Source organism: Alkalimonas sp. NCh-2 (genome assembly GCF_039631345.1).
In the GTDB taxonomy this organism is placed as follows: Bacteria; Pseudomonadota; Gammaproteobacteria; order Enterobacterales; family Alteromonadaceae; genus Alkalimonas; species Alkalimonas mucilaginosa.
On the sequence record NZ_JBDIUV010000001.1, the window covers coordinates 72,177 to 91,988 of the forward strand.

Annotated in this window: 17 protein-coding genes and 1 pseudogene; 6 read left to right on the top strand and 12 right to left on the bottom strand. The window is 53.7% G+C overall.

Annotation, left to right across the window (positions count from 1 at the left end; genetic code table 11):
* Positions 1-320: 320 nt before the first annotated feature.
* From ruvB to aspS, 5 genes are read right to left on the bottom strand one after another with little or no spacing between them, the layout of a single operon-like run.
* A complete protein-coding gene (ruvB, locus tag ABC502_RS00415; protein WP_330088334.1) occupies positions 321-1,328 on the bottom strand; it encodes a Holliday junction branch migration DNA helicase RuvB in 1,008 nt (335 codons plus the stop codon).
* 3 nt (positions 1,329-1,331) lie between these two features.
* Positions 1,332-1,952, bottom strand: a complete 621-nt coding sequence (gene ruvA / locus ABC502_RS00420; RefSeq protein ID WP_345914527.1) for a Holliday junction branch migration protein RuvA — start codon at positions 1,950-1,952, stop codon at positions 1,332-1,334.
* 9 nt (positions 1,953-1,961) lie between these two features.
* Entirely contained in the window at positions 1,962-2,483 is a 522-nt protein-coding gene (gene ruvC, locus ABC502_RS00425; protein ID WP_345914528.1) for a crossover junction endodeoxyribonuclease RuvC, read from the bottom strand.
* Positions 2,484-2,485: 2 nt separating this feature from the next.
* Entirely contained in the window at positions 2,486-3,229 is a 744-nt protein-coding gene (locus ABC502_RS00430) for a YebC/PmpR family DNA-binding transcriptional regulator (RefSeq protein ID WP_330088331.1), read from the bottom strand.
* A 2-nt stretch (positions 3,230-3,231) separates the two neighbouring features.
* Positions 3,232-4,992 (bottom strand): aspartate--tRNA ligase, encoded by a 1,761-nt coding sequence (aspS, locus tag ABC502_RS00435; protein ID WP_345914529.1) that lies wholly within the window; start codon positions 4,990-4,992, stop codon positions 3,232-3,234.
* A gap of 62 nt (positions 4,993-5,054) precedes the next feature.
* On the opposite strand from aspS, the gene ABC502_RS00440 reads away from it, so the two are divergent.
* Complete coding sequence (locus ABC502_RS00440) at positions 5,055-5,999, top strand: DUF72 domain-containing protein (RefSeq protein WP_345914530.1); 945 nt, start codon at positions 5,055-5,057, stop codon at positions 5,997-5,999.
* Between the two features lie 13 nt (positions 6,000-6,012).
* Here ABC502_RS00440 and ABC502_RS00445 read toward each other — a convergent pair whose 3' ends face one another.
* The gene (locus ABC502_RS00445) at positions 6,013-6,681 is read right to left on the bottom strand and encodes a class I SAM-dependent methyltransferase (RefSeq protein WP_345914531.1); all 669 of its coding nucleotides are present in this window, start codon (positions 6,679-6,681) and stop codon (positions 6,013-6,015) included.
* Between the two features lie 145 nt (positions 6,682-6,826).
* On the opposite strand from ABC502_RS00445, the gene ABC502_RS00450 reads away from it, so the two are divergent.
* Positions 6,827-7,810, top strand: a complete 984-nt coding sequence (locus ABC502_RS00450; RefSeq protein ID WP_345914532.1) for an amidoligase family protein — start codon at positions 6,827-6,829, stop codon at positions 7,808-7,810.
* A complete protein-coding gene (locus ABC502_RS00455) occupies positions 7,795-8,475 on the top strand; it encodes a gamma-glutamyl-gamma-aminobutyrate hydrolase family protein (RefSeq protein WP_345914533.1) in 681 nt (226 codons plus the stop codon). Before ABC502_RS00450 ends, ABC502_RS00455 begins: the two co-directional genes overlap by 16 nt.
* Here ABC502_RS00455 and ABC502_RS00460 read toward each other — a convergent pair.
* Positions 8,472-8,573: pseudogene (locus ABC502_RS00460) on the bottom strand (multidrug transporter); the annotation flags it as partial. The gene ABC502_RS00455 and the pseudogene ABC502_RS00460 sit on opposite strands and share 4 nt — an antisense overlap.
* 213 nt (positions 8,574-8,786) lie before the next feature.
* Here ABC502_RS00460 and ABC502_RS00465 point away from each other — a divergent pair.
* Positions 8,787-9,851: an alkene reductase gene (locus ABC502_RS00465; protein ID WP_345914534.1), complete on the top strand. Its 1,065-nt coding sequence runs from the start codon at positions 8,787-8,789 to the stop codon at positions 9,849-9,851.
* Between the two features lie 76 nt (positions 9,852-9,927).
* On the opposite strand, the gene ABC502_RS00470 is transcribed toward ABC502_RS00465, so the two are convergent.
* Positions 9,928-12,441, bottom strand: coding sequence for an EAL domain-containing protein (locus tag ABC502_RS00470; protein ID WP_345914535.1), 2,514 nt, complete (start codon positions 12,439-12,441; stop codon positions 9,928-9,930).
* A gap of 133 nt (positions 12,442-12,574) precedes the next feature.
* Complete coding sequence (locus tag ABC502_RS00475; protein WP_345914536.1) at positions 12,575-14,173, bottom strand: ABC-F family ATPase; 1,599 nt, start codon at positions 14,171-14,173, stop codon at positions 12,575-12,577.
* A 228-nt stretch (positions 14,174-14,401) separates the two neighbouring features.
* On the opposite strand from ABC502_RS00475, the gene pelA reads away from it, so the two are divergent.
* Positions 14,402-15,538 (top strand): pectate lyase, encoded by a 1,137-nt coding sequence (gene pelA, locus ABC502_RS00480; RefSeq protein WP_345914537.1) that lies wholly within the window; start codon positions 14,402-14,404, stop codon positions 15,536-15,538.
* Between the two features lie 11 nt (positions 15,539-15,549).
* Here pelA and ABC502_RS00485 read toward each other — a convergent pair whose 3' ends face one another.
* Entirely contained in the window at positions 15,550-16,155 is a 606-nt protein-coding gene (locus ABC502_RS00485; RefSeq protein ID WP_345914538.1) for a hypothetical protein, read from the bottom strand.
* A gap of 112 nt (positions 16,156-16,267) precedes the next feature.
* Here ABC502_RS00485 and ABC502_RS00490 point away from each other — a divergent pair, with 112 nt between their 5' ends.
* Positions 16,268-17,476, top strand: coding sequence for an iron-containing alcohol dehydrogenase (locus ABC502_RS00490; RefSeq protein ID WP_345914539.1), 1,209 nt, complete (start codon positions 16,268-16,270; stop codon positions 17,474-17,476).
* On the opposite strand, the gene ABC502_RS00495 is transcribed toward ABC502_RS00490, so the two are convergent.
* Together ABC502_RS00495 and ABC502_RS00500 are read right to left on the bottom strand one after the other, a co-directional pair.
* The gene (locus ABC502_RS00495) at positions 17,473-18,114 is read right to left on the bottom strand and encodes a hypothetical protein (protein WP_345914540.1); all 642 of its coding nucleotides are present in this window, start codon (positions 18,112-18,114) and stop codon (positions 17,473-17,475) included. The two genes, ABC502_RS00490 and ABC502_RS00495, sit on opposite strands and share 4 nt — an antisense overlap.
* A gap of 55 nt (positions 18,115-18,169) precedes the next feature.
* On the bottom strand, positions 18,170-19,786 hold the full coding sequence (locus ABC502_RS00500) for a methyl-accepting chemotaxis protein (protein WP_345914541.1): 1,617 nt from the start codon (positions 19,784-19,786) through the stop codon (positions 18,170-18,172).
* Positions 19,787-19,812: the final 26 nt, after the last annotated feature.

Genomic DNA, 19,812 nt, shown 5'->3' on the forward strand with positions numbered 1-19,812 from the left:
CAAAATCTAATGGCTGGATGATAATTTTTCTCGTTTGAAGTCTTTGCTCTAACTCCCTAGAATACGCCCTGTGTTCTGAGCTAGCGCAAACTCAGTGAGATAGCTTACTGTTTTAGAACAGATCACATGGCAGTAGAGTTGAGTTCTCCCAATTCACTTTATTGCTTTAGATGTTCCCTGGATTTATTGAAGCACTTCCTTCAACTTGTTGCATTTGCCCGCTCAATGAGCGGGCTTTTTTTTGCCCTGCTTTCTAAGTCGTACCGCAGTGAGCAAGGCTCACTGCGGGCCAGTGCAACATCTGGCGATATTACAAACCGTTAGTTTTCAGGCAGATCAAAGCCAAAATGCTGGTAGGCTCTTGGTGCAGCAATACGACCTCGTGGGGTGCGCTGAATAAAACCCTGCTGAATTAAAAACGGCTCGATCACATCTTCAATGGTGTCTTTCTCTTCACCAATGGCCGCTGCCAGGTTATCCAGCCCGACCGGTCCGCCCATAAACTTTTCGATGATGGCCAATAGCAGTTTACGGTCCATGTAATCAAAGCCTTCGGCATCGACATCCACCATCTTTAACGCATCAGCGGCGACTTGCTGCGTCACCTGACCATTGGATTTGACCTGAGCATAATCACGTACCCGCCGTAGCAAACGGTTGGCAATACGAGGCGTGCCGCGTGAGCGCCGGGCAATCTCAGTCGCACCGGCTTCATCCAGCACCAGATTCAAAAAACTGGCCGAGCGCAGAATGATTTGCGTCAGCTCCGAGACCTTGTAAAACTCCAGCCGCTGCACAATGCCAAAACGATCGCGCAGGGGGGATGTCAGGGCGCCAGCGCGCGTGGTAGCACCAATCAGAGTAAAGGGCGGTAAATCCAATTTAATGGAACGGGCCGCCGGCCCTTCGCCAATCATAATATCGAGCTGGTAATCTTCCATCGCCGGGTAGAGAATTTCTTCCACCACCGGGCTTAACCGGTGGATCTCGTCGATAAAAAGTACATCGTTTTCGTCCAGGTTGGTCAACAGTGCTGCCAAATCACCGGCTTTTTCCAGCACCGGGCCCGAGGTGGTTTTGATGTTCACCTTCATTTCATTGGCCACGATCATCGCCAGCGTGGTTTTACCCAAACCAGGCGGACCAAAAATCAGCAAATGATCCAAGGGTTCACCGCGCCCCCGCGCCGCTTCGATAAAAATCGCCATCTGCTCGCACACATGCTGCTGACCGGTGTAATCCGCCAGCAATTTAGGGCGAATAGCGCGGTCAATGGCTTCATCTTCCCGGCTGGCAGTGGGCTGAATAAAACGGTCGGCTTCAATCATGGTTTACATCATGCTCCTGAGGGCGGCTTTGATCAGCATCTCACTGCTCATGTCGTCGGTTTTTACCTGTTGCACCGCTTTACTGGCTTGTTGCTGAGTATACCCAAGGCTCACCAGAGCACCAAGCGCATCCTGCTCGGCTTGCTCAGAGGCGGTCAGGCTGACTGCGACCGGTTTAAGCTGCAAACTACTGAAAGCACTGTCGGCAGGCGCCATACCCCAGTCTTTTAACCGATCGCGCATTTCCACCAACAAACGTTCGGCGGTTTTTTTGCCGATGCCCGGTAGTTTCACCAGGGTAGATAAATCGTCCAGCTGCACACAACGGACAAAGTCATCGGCGGTTAAACCGGATAAGATGGTCAATGCCAGTTTAGGCCCGACGCCATTGGCTTTGATCAGTTGACGAAACAAAGCCCGCTCGGTCGCATTATGAAAACCATACAGCAGCTGCGCATCTTCACGCACCACAAAATGGGTGTAGAGCACCACTTCCTGCCCCAGCTCCGGCAACTGATAAAAACTGGTCAGCGGCAGCTGCACCTCGTAACCCACACCGCCGACTTCCAGCAGCACATCGGGGGCTTGCTTTTCCAGCACAATACCACGCAATCGTCCTATCATCAGGGTTCCTTATCGTAAACGGCCGCGCACGGTTTTGCGGGCCTGGCCGGCCAGGCTGATTAAACTTTGCTGGGTATGGCCATGACAAAGCGCCACGGCCAACGCATCGGCCGCATCGGCCTGCGGTGTGCCCGGCAACTTGAGCATGGCCTTGACCATATGCTGCACTTGGACTTTATCGGCCGCGCCCGTGCCGACCACAGCCTGTTTGACCTGGCGTGCCGAGTATTCAAACACGGCCAGGCCGGCATTGGTGGCTGCGACTATGGCTGCACCACGGGCCTGACCCAGCTTTAACGCAGAGTCTGCATTACGCGCCATAAATACCTGCTCAATCGCAAAGACTGTGGGTTGATGCTGGCTGATAAGCTCGGTCACCGCCTGGAAAATAACTTGCAAGCGCTCAGCTAAATCGGCCTCGGGTAAACGAATGCAGCCGCTTGAGCGGTACTCTAAGCGGCTGCCTTGCTGCTGCACCACCCCATAGCCGGTGACACGGCTGCCAGGGTCAATGCCAAGAATAATGGCCACCCTTACTCCAGGCTCGCCAGTACGTCGTCGCTGATTTCGGCATTGTGAAAGACATTCTGCACGTCATCCAAATCCTCCAGCGTATCCAGCATTTTGAGGAATTTCTTCGCTTGCTCCAAATCCAGGCTCACCTTGGTACTGGGCACCTGGGTGATTTCAGCGTTGGCCGGAGCGAAGCCTGCAGCAATCAGCGTATCTTTGACATCCGAAAAGGTATCCGGCGTGGTCAGTACATCGAAGGAGTCATCCTCGTTGCGTTGCACGTCTTCGGCACCGGCTTCAAGCGCCGCTTCCATCAGCGCATCTTCGTCGGTGTCGCTGCCATACGACAGCACCCCCTGCTTGCTGAACAGATAGGCTACCGAGCCGTCCGTGCCCAGGTTGCCACCATTTTTACTAAAGGCATTGCGCACATCACTGACGGTGCGGTTGCGGTTGTCGGTCATGGTCTCCACCAAGACCGCGACCCCATTGATACCATAGCCCTCGTACAGTAGCTCGTCGTAATTCTCGCCTTCACTGGCGCCGGCTCCGCGCTTAATCGCCCGATCGATGGTATCGCGCGTCATATTCTCAGCCAGCGCTTTATCAACCGCCACCCGCAACCTGGGATTGGAGCTCACTTCAGGGCTAATGCGTGCTGCCACCGTCAACTCACGGATAATTTTGGTAAAGATTTTGCCTTTTTTGGCATCTTGTCTGGCTTTGCGGTGCTTAATATTCGCCCACTTGCTATGACCTGCCATGCTTACTCCTTGGTTAGCTCTATCATCAACTCCGCCAGCTGAGCCGGATTGGCCAGGCCAGGTGCATCGGTCAGAGGGCAAGCCGCAGTGGTGGTTTTTGGAAAGGCCATCACATCACGGATAGAGGTTGCACCGGTCATCAGCATCACCAGGCGATCCAGGCCAAAGGCCAGACCAGCATGCGGCGGCGTACCGTATTTTAAGGCTTCTAACAGGAAGCCGAATTTTTCAGCGGCTTCGTCGTCGCTGATGCCAAGCAAACGGAATACCGTAGCCTGCATCACCGGATCGTGAATACGAACCGAACCGCCACCGAGCTCAGTGCCATTCAAGACCATATCGTAGGCATTGGAAAGCGCTTCAGTCGGTGCTTGCTCCAGCGCCGCCGGATCCGGGTTGACTGGTGAGGTAAAGGGGTGATGTATCGCCATCAACTGGCCATCGTCGCCCTGCTCAAACATCGGGAAGTCGACCACCCACAGCGGCTTCCAGCCCTGCTCGGTCAGGCCATGCTGTTCACCCAGCTTCAGCCGCAGCGCGCCCATGGCTTCACACACCACCGAATAGCGATCGGCACCAAAGAACAGGATATCACCGGCAGCAGCTTCGGTGCGGCTTAGGATCTCATTGACAATGTCATCGCTTAAAAACTTAGCTACCGGCGACTGCACGCCTTCGATGCCCTGCCCCACGGCTTTGACTTTCATCCAGGCCAGGCCTTTGGCACCGTAAATGCCAACAAAGTCGGTGTAACCGTCAATGTCTTTGCGTGAAATGGCTTCTGCTTTGCCCGGTACTTTCAGCGCGACCACGCGGCCTTTGGCATCGTTGGCAGGGCCAGAGAACACCTTAAATTCAACCTCTTTTAGCAGATCGGCGACATCAACAAACTGCATCGGATTGCGCAGATCCGGCTTGTCCGAACCATACAGGCGCATGGCTTCGGCGTAGGTCATACGGGGGAAATCGCCGAGGTCGACCTGCAATTGCTGCTGAAACAGCTCACGGATCATTTGCTCAGTCACCGCCATCACCTGATCGGCGGTCATAAAGGAGGTTTCGATATCGATCTGGGTAAACTCCGGCTGGCGGTCGGCACGCAGGTCTTCGTCGCGGAAGCATTTGACGATTTGGTAATAGCGATCCAGGCCCGACATCATCAGCAACTGCTTAAACAGCTGCGGTGATTGCGGCAGCGCAAAAAATTTGCCTTTGTGGGTGCGGCTGGGTACCAGATAATCGCGTGCACCTTCCGGGGTCGCCCGGGTCAGCATCGGAGTTTCCACATCCAAAAAGCCGTGGCTGTCCATAAAATTGCGGACAAAGCTGGTTACTTTGGCACGAAACTTCAACCGCTCCGTCATCTCCGGACGCCGCAAGTCCAGGTAACGGTATTTCAGCCGCTGCTCTTCGCTGTTGTTTTGGTTAGAGTCCAGTGGCAGTGGCGCAGCCTTGCTGAGAATTTGCAGGGATTTGGCATAGACTTCAACTTCGCCGGTTGCCATGTCGGCATTGACCTGAGACGCCGGGCGAGCACGAACTTTGCCACTGACCTGAATACAGAACTCATTACGCAGGGTGTAAGCCAGCTCAAACAGGGCTTTTTCATCCGGATCAATCACCACCTGCACCAGGCCTTCACGATCACGCAGGTCCAGGAAAATCAAACCACCCAAATCACGGCGACGATTGACCCAGCCACACAATGTAACCTCTGTATCTACCTGCAAAGCGGTTAACGAACCACAATAATGACTGCGCATGCATTCAATCCTTACAAAACTGTCGTGAAAGCCTGCAACCAAGGGAAAACCGGCAGGCATAGTTGGGGGGACATTATAAAGAAAACAACAGCAATGTCACTGCCCGCACCCTCTGCTATGATGGCATTTTTTTTCAAGAGGTCGCTGCTATGCTCTACCTTGGCTGCCCGATGTGGGCCAATGCCAGTTGGAAACACAGCCTGTTTCGTGCAGACTGCAAAACCGCCGATTTTTTGCAGCAATACAGCCAGGTGTTCAACTCTGTGGAAGGCAATACCACCTTTTATGCCGATCCAAAACCTGAAGCCTTGCAGCGCTGGGCCGCGCAGACTCCGGCTGATTTCCGTTTTGTGCTCAAAGTGCCTTCGCGTATCAGCCATCAGGCCAATGCCGATGCCCAGGCAGAGCTTAAAAACTGGTGGCAGTCGCTGCAGCCGCTGCACAGCCGCATCGGTCAGGTACACCTGCAACTACCAGCCACTGCTGGCCCTGAACAACTGGCATGGATTGCCGCAATGCTGGATGCACTGGTCGCTGATGTCCGCTGCTGTGTAGAAGTCCGACATCTGGCTTTTTTTGATAAAGCCGAGCACGAAGTGGGCTTAAACCGGCTGCTGCGTGATTACGGCGCTGAGCGGGTGGTCTTTGACAGCCGGGCTCTGTTTGCGGTGCCGGCCAGCAATCCGGCACTGATTGATGCCCAGCGCAAAAAGCCCCGTTTACCGGTGCATGCCATTTGCCTGACCGATACGCCTGTGGTGCGTTTTATCGGCTGCGATGATGCCGCCATCAACCGTCAGCATTACCAGCCCTGGCTGGCTAAAATCCGTCAATGGCTGGATGAAGGCAAAACGCCCTACTGCTACTTTCATACCCCGGACAATGCCTCCGCGCCTGAGTTGTGCCGTGCTTTTGTGCAGGATCTGGGCCTGGATCACCCGGTGCTCAAACAATGGCCTGGTGAGCAACACCAAACAACCAGCAGCATACAGCCGGAGCTGTGGTAAAGCTTAATAAGCGTTATGCCGTTGGCTTTTGCAGCAACACCACATCAGGGCCGCAGAACTCAAGGTCCAGCTGGTAACGTGCAGCCAGCCAGCGGAAACTGTCATCGGCAAAAAAACTGATGTGGGTGGGGTCCAGTGTATAGTGCCAGTCGGCAAAAGCCGCATCCGTCGTCAGCCGCTTGGTCATCAGCCCCAGCCAGCCACCGGGTTTGAGCAGGCCAATCAACTGGCAGAGCACCTGGCCAGGCGCGCTTAAGTGCTCCACCACCTCAGTGCTGACAATATAGTCGTAGGGCCGGCTTAAATGCTCAGGCTGATGGCAGTAATACAGATCGTAATTGGCGCAGCTAAAACCGGCTTCTGCAAACATCAGCGCCAGCGTCGGCCCAGGGCCACAACCAAAGTCCAACCCGGCAGCGCCAGGCTGAAGTCGCTGCTGCAATGGTTCAAATACACGGCCTAAAAATTTACGGTAACCCGCATCATCTGGCAGGTTTTGGTGTTGATCGTACACGGCTTTTTCTGCCGCAGCATCCAAATGAAAAACAGCCGGCACAAACACCAGTGCACAGTTACCACAGCGCAAGTAATCACGGGGCAATACCTTCGCTCGCTGCTCCGTATGGTACCGATGGGTTTGGTTGGATCGGCACAGCGGGCAAAGCGGTGGTACGGTATTCATTGAGAGGTGCACTCATTACATGCTGGCATGAGCCTTTGATTTGACATCGAAAACTGCTCGCTCTAGGCTGGTAAGAACCAATAGGCGCTAAGCCTAACCGAACCAGCCTTGTCTGACAACTCGGCACACACCTGTGGGAGCCACCATGACTGAACAAGTTCGCTTGTTACCACTGCCATTTAGCAATAATCACCAGGGGAAACCCAGACGCATTGGCGTAGAAATTGAACTCAGTGGCCTTGAACTGAACGAACTCGCTGAGTTGGTCGCGAAAGAGCTTGGGCTGAACACTGAGCAAAAAGGCCGGTACGATTTGCGTTTAACCGGCGATCAGGCCGGTGACTGGGTGGTGGAGCTGGATTTTCATTTACTGAAAGAGCTGGGTAAAACTGAGCAAGACCCCGGCAGTCTGTCACAAAGTGCTGAGCAGCTATTGGCCTCATTAGCCAGTCAGTTGGTGCCACTGGAGCTGGTAAGCCCACCGCTGCCGTTTGAGCGCTTAAAGGATATCGAACACATTATTGACCAACTGCAGCAGCAAGGCGCGAAAGGCTCTTCCGATGAATTTCAAAATGCCTTTGGTTTGCAACTGAACCCGGAGATCCCATCTAAGGATCCGGCAATGTTGCTGCGCTTTTTGCAAGCCTTTGTCTGCCTGCACGACTGGCTGTTGCAACAAGAGCAAATCGACGTCACCCGGCGTTTAACCAGTTACATCAATCCATACCCCAAAGCCTACCAAAAGCTGATTTTGGCGGCCGATTACCAGCCAGATTTGCCGCAGCTTATCGATGATTACCTGACGCATAATCCCACCCGTAACCGGGCGCTGGATTGTTTGCCGCTGTTCATGGAGTTGGATGAAAGCAGAGTTAAAGCCGCCGTCAAAGACGAGCTGGTTAAAGCCCGGCCGACGTTTCATTACCGCCTGCCCAGCTCGGAAATCCAGCTCGCCGGCTGGGGCCTGCACCGGGCCTGGAATGGCTGGATTAAAGTAGAACAACTGGTGGCAAATCCTGACCAACTAAGCTCCTGCGCAGCCACCTACCTGGAGCTGTTAAACAAGCCACTGGGTAAATTGCTGCAAGACTGGCCCAACCAACTGGAGCAACAATGGCTAAACCGGTAATTGCGATTACAGGGCCCGAGCGTGGTGCCTTTGGCCCCCGCTTTTTAGTGGCGCTGGCCGTGCGCTTTTATGGTGGAGTCCCTCTGCAATTGCGGCCATCCCAACACCCACAATCCGTCCACTTCGATGGCGTAGTAGTAACCGGTGGCCATGATGTCGATCCGGTGCTTTACGCTGCTGAGCCGGAGGTCCATCCAAAGTATGATCCGGAGCGGGATAAACTGGAAATGGCGGTGATCAAACAAGCTTTGCTGCAACGCAAACCCTTGCTCGGGATCTGTCGTGGTGCCCAGCTTTTAAATGTAAGCCGGGGCGGAAATTTGCATCAGCAGCTAAAAGAACATCGCTACAAAACCTCGCATCGCTGGACCGTGCTGCCGCTGAAAACCTTGTGTTTAGAAGCAGGAAACTCGCTGCTGACAAAGTTACTGCAATGCCAAAGGTGTAAAATCAACAGCCTGCACAATCAGGCCATCAATCAAGTCGGTGATGGTTTGAAGGTGGTGGCGCGGGATCTGGATCAACTGGTGCAAGCCATCGAAGATCCCAGCTACCCTTACCTGCTGGGGGTGCAGTGGCATCCGGAGTTTTTGCTATTTTTAGGTCGCCAACGCCGTTTATTTAAGGCCTTAGTAACCGCAGCACATAAACAGCAAACAAGCTAAGCCCACATCACACACACAGCCGCCAACACGATCAGGCCAAGCCCCAGATGATCGTTACGCACCAGCTTTTCTTTGAAGAAAAATACCGAGATCAGCAGCATTAAGCGTGGCCGTTGCCACAAAGCCAGTAGCACAGCCGGATCACGCAGCAGCATCCAGACAATCAGGTTGCAGCATGTGCAAAGATACAGCAGCTAAGTCGGCTGCTGCGATACAATCAAAAAATCGAACACTCAACTGAATTTTATGCAATTTAATCGTAAGGATCCCGCCCCCACAGTGTTCAAAAGCAATCAACTAAGGATCTTCTTATGGCTGACTTATTCACCCCACTTGAACTTGGCAAACTCCGCCTGCCAAACCGTATATTGATGGCCCCTTTGACCCGCTGCCGGGCCGATGCCAACCATGTACCTACCGACATCATGGCCGATTACTACGCGCAGCGTGCCAGTGCAGGCTTGCTGATTGCAGAAGCGACCATGATCACCGAAGGCAACTCGGCGTTTTGGCGCGAACCAGGAATATACTCAGAGGCTCAAATCAGCGCCTGGCGTAAAGTCACCGATGCAGTGCATGCCAAAGGCGGACGAATATTTTTGCAGATCTGGCATGGTGGCCGGGCTTGTCATCCGGCCCTGAATAACGGAGCCACTCCGGTCGCTCCATCCGCCATTGCCATTGATGATACGGTGCATACCCCGGAAGGAAAGCTACCTTACGTGGTACCGCGTGCACTTGAGCTCAGCGAAATTCCAGCCATTGTCGCTGCCTTTCGTCAGGCGGCACTCAATGCCATGGAGGCAGGCTTTGATGGCGTTGAAATCCACGGTGCCAACGGCTATCTGCTGGATCAGTTTTTACGCAGCAGCTCCAATCGGCGCAGCGATGCCTACGGCGGCCCCCTGGAAAACCGTGCCCGTTTATTGTTTGAGGTGATTGCTGCGGTGACCGATGCCATTGGCCCTGATCGCACCGGCCTGCGTTTATCACCGCTCAATAGCTTTAATAGCATGCTGGACGATAACCCAATTGAGCTGATGCAGTATCTTGCTACCGAGCTAAACCGCTTTAAGCTGGCTTACTTGCACCTGATGCGAGCCGATTTTGCCGGCATTCAACAGGCGGATGTAGTCTCCGTCACCCGTGAGCACTACCAAGGCACCCTGATTGGCAATATGGGCTACAGCTTCGATGAGGGCAGCTCTGCGGTGGCTAGCGGCCAGTTGGATGCAGTTGCCTTTGGCAGTGCTTATATTGCCAACCCGGATCTGGTGGAGCGTTTTGTGAAGCAACTGCCTCTGGCCGAGCCGGACCCGGCCACCTTCTATACCCAGGATGCTAAGGGGTACAGTGATTACCCGTCACATGCTTAACTGGTAAAGTTTCTGGCAAGATGGCTTCGCACAAACGAGGCCATTTTTTGCCAGTACCATACAAATCTCCCCCAAGCTAACGTCGACGAAGCCAGTGTTCGAAGTCAGCAACGGCTAGCGGCCTGGCAAACAAATAACCCTGAAAATAATGACAGCCACTGGCAAGTAATAACTGATGCTGAGCTTCGGTCTCTACCCCTTCGGCCACCAGAGCCATGCCAAAGGTATTGGCAATACCAATAATGGCTTCCACAATGGCCCAATCTCTGGTTTTTTCGCCGTGCTCACTCTGCCGCACAAAGTACTGATCTATTTTCACCTCATCAAAAGGTAAACGGGATAAATAAGACAGCGAGGAATAACCAGTACCAAAATCATCCATCGCAAAGCGCACGCCCAATGCCTTTAACTGTTGCATCCGATGCACTGCATCATCCAAATCTCTTAATACCAGGCTTTCTGTCAGCTCCAGAGTCATTTGCGCCGGATTGACCTGATAATAGCGCAGTAACCCGGTCAGCAAATCGACAAAGTCTGGCTGATAAAACTGCCGTACACTGATATTGATGGATACCGAAAGACCTGCAAGCAGCGGATCCCGCTGCCACCCCTGCAATTGCTGACAGCCTTGTTGCAAAACCCAGCGACCTATAGCTTCAATCTGCTCAGATTCTTCAGCCAGTGGGATAAAGTAAGCAGGGGCAATCATCCCTCGTTCCGGGTGCTGCCAGCGGATCAGAGCCTCAACCCCCACCACTTGCCCGGCATGGTTCAGTTGCGGTTGATAAAACAAACAAAACTGCTGTTGCGCCAATGCCTGGCTAATAGCCTGCTGCAACACAAAACGTTGCTCCACTTCGGTCAACATGCCAGGCAGAAAAAAACGTACTTCGTTGCCACCTGCCTGCTTGGCATAACTCATTGCCAGATCGGCCCGCTTTAAACACTCGTCGGCTTGCTCAGGCGCACTGAAAGTGTAAACCCCGATACTGACCGAGCAGCTGTACTGATGGCCACTGATGCTAAAAGGTCGCTGCAGCAGTTGCAGCAACTGGGCAGCCTGTTGCCCGGCGATATCTCGAGCTAAGGCCGGGACCGCAGGCAGTCGCCCTAAAACCACGGCAAACTCATCGCTGCTTAACCGGGCACAGAAGGTGGTAGCTGGCATTTCAAGCGAAATCCGGTTGGCAACCTGCAGTAACAGCTGATCTCCAGCCTGATGGCCAAGGGTGTCGTTTAGCCGTTTAAAATCATCCAGATCAAGGTAAATCACCGCTGCAAAATGCTGGCTCTGCTTCATGTCCTGAACTAACTCCTGCAAACAAAGCAGAATTTTTTTGCGATTAAAAAGCCCGGTCAACTCATCGTAATAAGCCAGGCGATGAATGGTCTCATCCGCCGCTTTACGCTCGGTAATATCAGTGATAAAGCCATACCAACTAATGCCATCCGCCTCTTGCTCGGGTACCGAGTTACCAAACACCCAGCGACTGTTGCCCTGCTCATCCAGTACTCTGTACTCATAATGCCATGGCGATAAAGTGGCGGCTGAACGTTCAATTGACAGCAGCATGCCTTCCCGATCATCCGGATGAATCACATCCATCACTCCGGATGCATCCAGTGCTGCCTGTTGCGGAGAAATCTGATAAAAATCACGAATCGATTCACTGGCATAAGGAAAGGTAAAATGACCATCGCTGCTGCGTTTAAACTGATACACCAACCCTGGAACCCGCTCTGAAATACGCTGCATCCGCTGCGACCAAAGCAAGGCAAGACGCTCAGATTGATCACTCACCCTCTCAACCCGATGCAAACGCTGACGCATCCAAACCGCCACCGATGCAATCAACAACAGAGCAACGGCCACCATCACTGCCAGCGCCCCTAAGGTTGATTTGCTAATAGAAGTGCCACTTAACCCCTGTATGGTTTCCGTTGGTAAATACAAGGTGGCATGCATCGCCAGGTAATGCATACTGGCAATGGCCAACCCCATCACCACGGCACTGAGCAATTTGAGGATCTCATCTTGAGCAACAAAAGGACGCAGCAGTGGCCGCACCGCCAAAGCCAGCGTAGCCAACACCACAGCCACCAGTACAGAGGCTATAAAGAGATCCAGCCGGTATAAGCGTTCGGCCTGAAGCACCATAGCGGCCATACCGGTGTAATGCATCATGCCAATCCCTGCGCCCATAAAAATCCCACCAAGCCCGATGCTACGCCAATGCAGCTGCGGCAGCGCAACCACATGCAATATGACGGCTGCAGCCAGAATGGCTGGGACAATAGACACCAGAGTGATACCAAGCTGGTAATTCACTTCGACAGGCAACTCATAGGCCATCATACCGCTAAAATGCATGGCCCAGACGCCCCCACCCAGGGCTATGGCACCAAGCCCGTGCCAAAGGCGACGTATATTGTGTGATTGGGTGGAGCGCATTAACTGGCCAAAGTTAAAACCGGTATGGGCGGCCAGAATAGCAATCAGCAAGGACAGCAGCACCAGTAAATGCTGGTGGCTACCGCTAAGAGCTTGGCTAAGATCCGTTGTTTGGTCGGCAAATGCCAGCAGTGACATAAAGGTTCCTGCAAAAAGCGACGTTGCGTCACTGTGATGCTTATCCTTGCTCTATCTAAGCACAGAGCAAGCCGTTCGTCGAGCCGGATAAGACAAACCCAGCCGAAGCCGGGTTTGCTGGTTGGATAACAACTTAACGTTGCTGTTGGTCTTGCTCTTTTAAGTAATCATCGTAACTGCCGGCAAAATTCCGGATGCCATCGGCAGTGATTTCAATAATACGGGTGGCCAGTGAGGACACAAACTCCCGGTCGTGGCTGACAAAAATCAGCGTGCCCGGGTACTCCAACAGCGCCTGATTCAGCGATTCGATGGACTCCATATCCAGGTGGTTGGTAGGCTCGTCCATCAACAGAATGTTGGGCCGTTGCAGCATCAGCTTGCCAAAGATCATCCGGCCTTTTTCACCGCCCGATAACGCCGTCACTGGCTTTAAAATATCGTCTTTGGAAAACAGCATCCGGCCAAGCACGGCGCGCACCGCCTGCTCGTCTTGCTGCGGTTGTTTCCACTGCAGCATCCAGTCAAACACCGACATTTTTTGTTGGAACAAATAGGCATGATCCTGGGCGTAATAACCAATCTCGGCATTTTCCGACCATTTTACCAGGCCAGAGTCGACCGGGTATTCGTTCATCAGACACTTTAACAAGGTGGTTTTTCCGATGCCGTTAGCACCAATCACCGCCACCTTTTCGCCCACTTCAATCAGGGCTGATACGCCTTTTAATACTGGCAGCTCATCGAAGCTTTTCTTCACATCCTGCAGCTCCAGCGCCAGTCGGTACAGCTGCTTATGCTGCTCGAAGCGGATAAAAGGATTGACCCGGCTGGAGGCTTTCACTTCAGCCAGCTGAATTTTTTCAATCTGCTTGGCGCGCGAGGTAGCCTGCTTGGCTTTGGAGGCATTGGCCGAGAAACGACTGACAAAGCTTTGCAGCTCGGCAATTTGCTCTTTCTTCTTGGCATTCTCGTTCAGCAACTGCTCACGAGCCTGGGTAGCGGCAAACATGTACTGATCGTAATTGCCCGGATACAACCTGAGCTCACCGTAATCGATATCGGCCATATGGGTACAGACCCGGTTTAAGAAGTGCCGGTCGTGCGAAATAATCACCATAGTGCTGTTGCGCTCGGCCAGCACGTTTTCCAGCCAGCGGATGGTGTGAATATCCAGGTTGTTGGTCGGCTCATCCAGCAGCATGATATCCGGATTGGAAAACAATACCTGCGCCAGCAAAACCCGCAGCTTTAAACCCGGTGCCAGCGTCGACATCAAATCAAAATGTTGCTCGACCGGAATGCCAACGCCAATCAGCAACTCGCCGGCGCGGGCTTCGGCAGTGTACCCATCCATTTCACCAAACTGCACTTCCAGGTCGGCCACCCGCATGCCGTCTTCTTCGCTCATCTCGGCACTGCCATAGATGCGATCGCGTTCGGCTTTCACCTGCCACAACTCTTCATGGCCCATAATCACCGTATCAACGATGCTGTACTGCTCGTAGGCAAACTGATCCTGGCGTAATTTACCAACCCGCATATTCGGCTCGACCGAGACATTGCCGCTGGAGGGCTCCAGCTCACCGCTCAAAATCTTCATAAAGGTCGACTTACCACAGCCATTGGCGCCGATCAGGCCGTAACGGTTGCCCTGCCCGAACTTAACGGAAATATTTTCGAATAGCGGTTTGGAGCCAAACTGCATGGTGATATTGGCGGCAGAAATCATGCTTTTCAGGGTCTCGGATGGTTGCAGCAAAAGGGGCGCTAATCTACGCGAAATGGGGAATTTATTCAATCAAAGTTGCACTTTTTCGAACTGGCCCTGCATTTCATATACGAACCAAAACAGTGAAAAGCATCCAAATGACCTTGCTCTGCAGCCCCAGGCAGCTTAGCGTCATTTAGTGCTTAACCACAACGGTTTATCGCAGCCAGACCAACTAAGAGGTGATTCATGCGTTACTACTGCTGTTGTCTGCTCCTATTGCTGGCTTCATCGCTCTGTGCCAGTGACTGGCAGGCCTATTATCAACGCTCGGCTGAATTGATGGCGAACGATCAGGATTTTATCCAGGCGGAGCTGAAGTTATTAGGGCAAGCACAACCAGAACTGCCTGCTGCGACGCGCCGTTTTGGCTTTGATACCAATCAGCCGGTCGACTGGTACCTGACGGAGGAAGGCCAGCAGGTGGTTGCAGCGATATTGTCTCTGCAAACCCCATCCGGTGGCTGGTCCAAACGCACCGACATGAGCAAACCTCGCCAACCGGGCCAGGCATTTGGCGTTGAGACGAATTACATCCCAACCTTTGATAACAGCGCCACCACCACCCAGTTATGGGTACTTGCCAATGCTTATAGTGTCAGTGGCAAGCCGGCTTACCGACAAGCCTTTGAGCGTGGCATCCGCTTGCTTCTGAGCGCCCAATACCCGAATGGTGGCTGGCCACAAAGCTTTCCTCTGCGTGGTGGCTACCACGACCATATTACCCTGAACGATGAAGTGACAGAGGATATACTAAAGCTGCTTTGGCACAGCCTGCAGGCAGAACATCCCTTTAATTTTGTGTCTGAGGAACTGCGCGAGGCCATAGCCCCTCAGTTTGAAAAAGGGTTAGCCATGGTGCTGCGCCTGCAACAACAAGACGACAATGGCTTAAGTTTATGGGCCGCCCAGTACCACAAACACAGCCTGGAGCCAGCCTGGGCCAGAGCCTATGAAATGCCGGCGCTGGCAACGGCTGAAAGCGCCACCTTGCTGGATTTCCTGATGCAGTTACCAGATCCTTCCGCCGAGTTGCAGGCCAGCATCCACAGTGCCATGCGGTGGTACCAGCGTCATCAGATCCTGGATCATCACTGGCACCCGACCCAAAGGGTATTAGTGCAGCAACCAGGAGCTGAGCCCATCTGGCCACGCTTTGCGGAGCTTGGAAGCAACCGGCCCATTTTTGGCGATCGGGATGGTTCCCTCTATTACGACGTGCATCAGGTCTCGCTGGAGCGGCGTCAGGGCTATGGCTGGTACACGGATAAGCCTGCTGCCACACTGGTGCGTTATCAAAACTGGCGGCAGCAGTTCCCTGAGTAGCAGTTCTTCAATTAATCATGGCCCCAGGGTGCTGGCGGCAATTCAGCAAGCGGCTTAGTTAAATCAAAGTCGATGCGCCAACTCCAGTTGTCACCCCGCACGGTCCCGTAGGTGTAACGTACGCCGGGTTCAATTTCGATGCGCCAGCCTCGAAAGTAACCCGACTCTTCGGTGCGGGCAACGGATTGAAACTGCTGGGTGATGGCCGAGCCATCGCCAACCGTGAAACCGCCATACATGGTAGTGCTGTCGTCACTGCCATCGGCTTTGCGGTGATCGTGTCGTAGCTCCAGGCCATCGGCATGGCGGCTGATAATCCAGGTGCGGGAGCGATCCCAGCTTTGGCTGGCTTCCAATTCAATATGAAACGGCAATTTTAGCTGATCGTCGCTACACTCCCGAAAGTGCACGATCAACAGCTCGGTGCCAGTCAGCATCTCATCACCTTCCGGCTCCAGCGTCAGGCCACCGGGATAAGCCTGGCCACAGTGCTGAGCCAGCGCCTGAAAGAATTGGTTAAAGGCCGGTGTTTGGTTAACAGGATGCGGTGCCGTCAGCTCAGCAGGCTGGCAGCCAACCAAAGTAGCGGCTCCCAACATCAGTAATAGTGTTTTCATAAGATCTCCTTTTTCATCCAGCCTACGGCATGCGTTTGCTTGATGCAATTGGCTTTGCAAGGCAACAACGCTTGGTGTACAAAAGAGTCTGTGAGGAAAAAAGGATCACAGCATGCTGTTTGCACTGGAAAAAATGGCCTTACGGCTCTATATGGCAGGTTTCAAACTGGCTACCGCCTTGCTGCCCTTTCGCTGGCCGCAGGTCTTTCGCGGCCCCAACAGCAGCCTTGCCTTGCTGGCAGAGCTGGCTAGTCATCACCACAGCGGTATTCTCCTGGTCAGCGACTCGGCGTTAAGTCAGCTCGGTGTGTTGGCTCCCATACAAGCAGAACTCGAACGGCTGAAGATCCCTTACCAGCTGTTTGATCACATCACGCCAGACCCTACCAATGCGCAAATAGAAGCCGGTTATCAAGCGCTGCTTGCCGCCAATGCCAGTGCCTTACTGGCGGTGGGTGGCGGTTCGGTGATTGATGCCGCCAAACTGATTGGTGCCCGGGCCAGGAATAACAAGCCGGTGCTCAAAATGAGCGGCCTGCTGCGGGTTTGGCGCGGCATGCTGCCGGTCTATGCCATCCCCACCACCGCAGGGACCGGCTCGGAAGCCACCATTGCCGCTGTGGTGTCCGACCCGGCCAACAAGCGCAAACTGCCGTTGATTGATGTGCGCTTACTACCAAAAGCGGCGGCGCTCGATGCCAGTCTGATGACCGGCCTGCCGCCAGCCATTACCGCCAGTACCGGCATGGATGCGCTAACCCATGCCATTGAAGCCTTCTTATCGAATAACGCCACCCGAGCAACCGACCAGCAGGCACTGGCCGCTGCAAAGGCGATTTTTCAGTATTTGCCGCGCGCTTATAAGAGCGGAGCCGATCTTGAAGCCCGGCAGCAAATGGCCGAAGCAGCGCATTTAGCGGGCAAAGCCTTTACCGTGGCAGGTGTCGGTTACATTCACGCCATCGCCCATCAGTTGGGAGCTTATTACCACCTGCCCCATGGCCTGGCCAATGCCATCGTCATGCCTGTGGTGCTGCAGTACTCCGAGCCCAAAGCCCGGCGCAAAATGGCGCTACTGGCCAAACACTGCCAGCTGGCGGCTGCTGAAGCGACTGAGCAAGAAGCGGCTCAGGCCCTGATCACAGCCATTCGCCAGCTCAATCAGGACTTTGGGATCGCCAGTACGGCCGCCGAATTAAAGCCAGGCGATATTCCGGCTATTGCCAATGCAGCGCTCAAAGAAGCCCGTTTTACTTACGCCGTACCACGCTATTTGAATCAACAAGGTGCTGAGCAACTGATAAGCCGTCTGCTGCCTTAAAAAGCCAGGTTAAAACCAAGGGCGACATAACTGCTGGACGACTCCAGTTCACGGCCATAGGAAAGGTCCAGCTCCCATCGCTCCAATAGCTGCCAGCGCAAACCTGCAGCCAGAGTTGGATCCTCCCGGCTGATACCGGCACTTTCAATAATGAGGGCCAGATCAGGCCACAGTGCCGCAGTGATCGCAGCCCCCCAACTAAGCGCCCTATTCCGTTCTGCGTACTGATACACAGCCCCCAGATTAAGATGCAACTCCAACCAGGGTAACCACTGCTGACTGTAGGGCAGATTGACAAAAACGTCTTCCAGCCGATGTCCATCCCTTGCCAGCATGCCGCCGGCCGAAAGCGCCAAAGCGCTACCTGAACTCAATTCAGTCAACCGCATTTTGGCTTCCAGGCCATAGCTGGTGACATTGCCGGCAGCAAATTCTACCGGCAATGCCCACTCAAAACCTGAGCGGGTACACATCGGGATCACTGTGCCGGCACCAGCGCCATTCTGCCGGGTCCACCAGGCATCCAGGCTGCAATGTCCTTCATCAGTTATGACAGCATCATCAACCAGAAACAGGCCGCCGTTAGCGAGCGTCGATGCACTGAACAGCACGACAGGCAAAGCTAGCAACATACGCATGATGGTGTCCTCCGGTTGTGTGCTCTCCACTTAGCTCGGCGGTTGCGCTCTGGTACTAGCTCGCGATTTTAAAGCGGTTGACATGGTCTTTTAACCGCTGCGCCAACTCCGATAATTCGGCACTGGCCTGAGCACACTGATTGGCGCCTGTCACTACTTCGGTAATGCTGGACGCCATCGTATTCACGCTTTCAGTAATATCATTGGCAACATGGGCCTGCTCTTCGGTGGCAGTGGAAATTTGTACATTCACATCCACCACTTGACGAATGGCCTTGCTAACCGATTGGAAAGAGCCGCCGGTTTCTTTCGACGACAGCAAACTTTCATCAGCCTGTGTGGATGAACTTTGCATCGCCTCTACCGCCTCGTTGGCACCACGGCGCAACCGCTCCATGGTTTGCTGAATACTTTCAGTAGACTGTTTGGTATTGGAGGCCAAAGCCCGCACCTCATCAGCCACTACAGCAAAACCACGGCCCTGCTCACCAGCTCTGGCCGCTTCAATAGCCGCATTTAATGCCAGCAGGTTGGTTTGCTCGGCAATGCCCTGGATCACTTCGAGGACCTTGGCAATTTCCTGGATCCGTTCATCCAGTATTTTCAGCCGCTCTGCGGTTCCAAGTATCGAACCGGACAGCAACTCCATAATTTCCATATTTTTTTCAACCGCATTAAGCCCGTCAGATGCTTGATCATTAGCAGTTTCAGTTGACTCCAGCGCCAACTGCGCACTGCGCGCCACTTCCTGCACGGCTGCAGCCATCTCGGTAATGGCGGTGGCTATCTGTGCGGTTTGTAGCTCCTGACTGGCGGCAATCTGGCTGACCTCCTGACTGACACTGCTTAGCTGCTCGGATGCTGCCGCCACCTGATTGGAAGCGCCTTCTACATCAAACAGCACCTTCTGGAAATGCCCCATCAAGCGGTTAAAGCATTGAGCCAGGGTCGATAGCTCATTGCGACCATCCTGATTGGCCCTAAGAGTAAGATCCGAGTTATGCTCGACCTGCTGCATCACCTGGTTTAACTGCTGCAAAGGGTGCTGAATGGACCGGTAGACTAGCAAAGCCAACCCCACGACTAGCGTAATAATCACAGCACTGATAAGGAAAAATAGCCGGATGTCATTTTGATATTGTTGCTGAGCCCTTGCTGCATCCTCGTTGGCATCGGCCATTTGGATCTGGAGCAACTGGTTTAAAGGCTCATCCAGTTGCTCTGCCTGTTGGACCATTCGCTGCAACAAGTCGCTATAATCCTCCCCTCGTAGTAAAGCTTGAGAAAACGCTGCCAGGCTGCTTTGTAGCTCTGGTAGCACCCGCTCGGCCTCACGCACAAACACCATTTCCTGAGCTGGCAACTCTGCGGCCCGAAAGCGCTGCCAACTGCGCTCACTTTGCTGCAAGCTGGCCTGCAACAGATTGGCGGCTTGCGCAGCAGATTGCAGCCCTTGCTGGTAACCAAGCAGCGCCAGCATCGGCTCCGTCACCAGACTTTGCCGGACTTCGGTCAGCATTTGCTGCTCCTGCATCTCATAATGCAACTCCTGAGCAGCCTGATTAATGGCTCGCATGTCCGAGAGAGCTAAAAGCACCATCAGCAACATCGCCAAAACAGGGATCCCAATCAATACCAATAAACGATAACGGATCGACAGATTCGCAAACATAAGCCCTCCAGCTCAAACTCAGTGAC

What these genes read in the sequence shown, in the direction of transcription:
- ABC502_RS00495 (WP_345914540.1), bottom strand. Translation starts at nt 18,114, where the DNA reads ATGCGTATGTTGCTAGCTTTGCCTGTCGTGCTGTTCAGTGCATCGACG.
- ABC502_RS00475 (WP_345914536.1), bottom strand. Translation starts at nt 14,173, where the DNA reads ATGATTTCTGCCGCCAATATCACCATGCAGTTTGGCTCCAAACCGCTA.
- ABC502_RS00445 (WP_345914531.1), bottom strand. Translation starts at nt 6,681, where the DNA reads ATGAATACCGTACCACCGCTTTGCCCGCTGTGCCGATCCAACCAAACC.
- ruvB (WP_330088334.1), bottom strand. Translation starts at nt 1,328, where the DNA reads ATGATTGAAGCCGACCGTTTTATTCAGCCCACTGCCAGCCGGGAAGAT.
- aspS (WP_345914529.1), bottom strand. Translation starts at nt 4,992, where the DNA reads ATGCGCAGTCATTATTGTGGTTCGTTAACCGCTTTGCAGGTAGATACA.
- ABC502_RS00500 (WP_345914541.1), bottom strand. Translation starts at nt 19,786, where the DNA reads ATGTTTGCGAATCTGTCGATCCGTTATCGTTTATTGGTATTGATTGGG.
- ABC502_RS00470 (WP_345914535.1), bottom strand. Translation starts at nt 12,441, where the DNA reads ATGTCACTGCTGGCATTTGCCGACCAAACAACGGATCTTAGCCAAGCT.
- ABC502_RS00465 (WP_345914534.1), top strand. Translation starts at nt 8,787, where the DNA reads ATGGCTGACTTATTCACCCCACTTGAACTTGGCAAACTCCGCCTGCCA.
- ABC502_RS00485 (WP_345914538.1), bottom strand. Translation starts at nt 16,155, where the DNA reads ATGAAAACACTATTACTGATGTTGGGAGCCGCTACTTTGGTTGGCTGC.
- pelA (WP_345914537.1), top strand. Translation starts at nt 14,402, where the DNA reads ATGCGTTACTACTGCTGTTGTCTGCTCCTATTGCTGGCTTCATCGCTC.
- ABC502_RS00490 (WP_345914539.1), top strand. Translation starts at nt 16,268, where the DNA reads ATGCTGTTTGCACTGGAAAAAATGGCCTTACGGCTCTATATGGCAGGT.
- ABC502_RS00450 (WP_345914532.1), top strand. Translation starts at nt 6,827, where the DNA reads ATGACTGAACAAGTTCGCTTGTTACCACTGCCATTTAGCAATAATCAC.
- ABC502_RS00430 (WP_330088331.1), bottom strand. Translation starts at nt 3,229, where the DNA reads ATGGCAGGTCATAGCAAGTGGGCGAATATTAAGCACCGCAAAGCCAGA.
- ruvA (WP_345914527.1), bottom strand. Translation starts at nt 1,952, where the DNA reads ATGATAGGACGATTGCGTGGTATTGTGCTGGAAAAGCAAGCCCCCGAT.
- ABC502_RS00455 (WP_345914533.1), top strand. Translation starts at nt 7,795, where the DNA reads ATGGCTAAACCGGTAATTGCGATTACAGGGCCCGAGCGTGGTGCCTTT.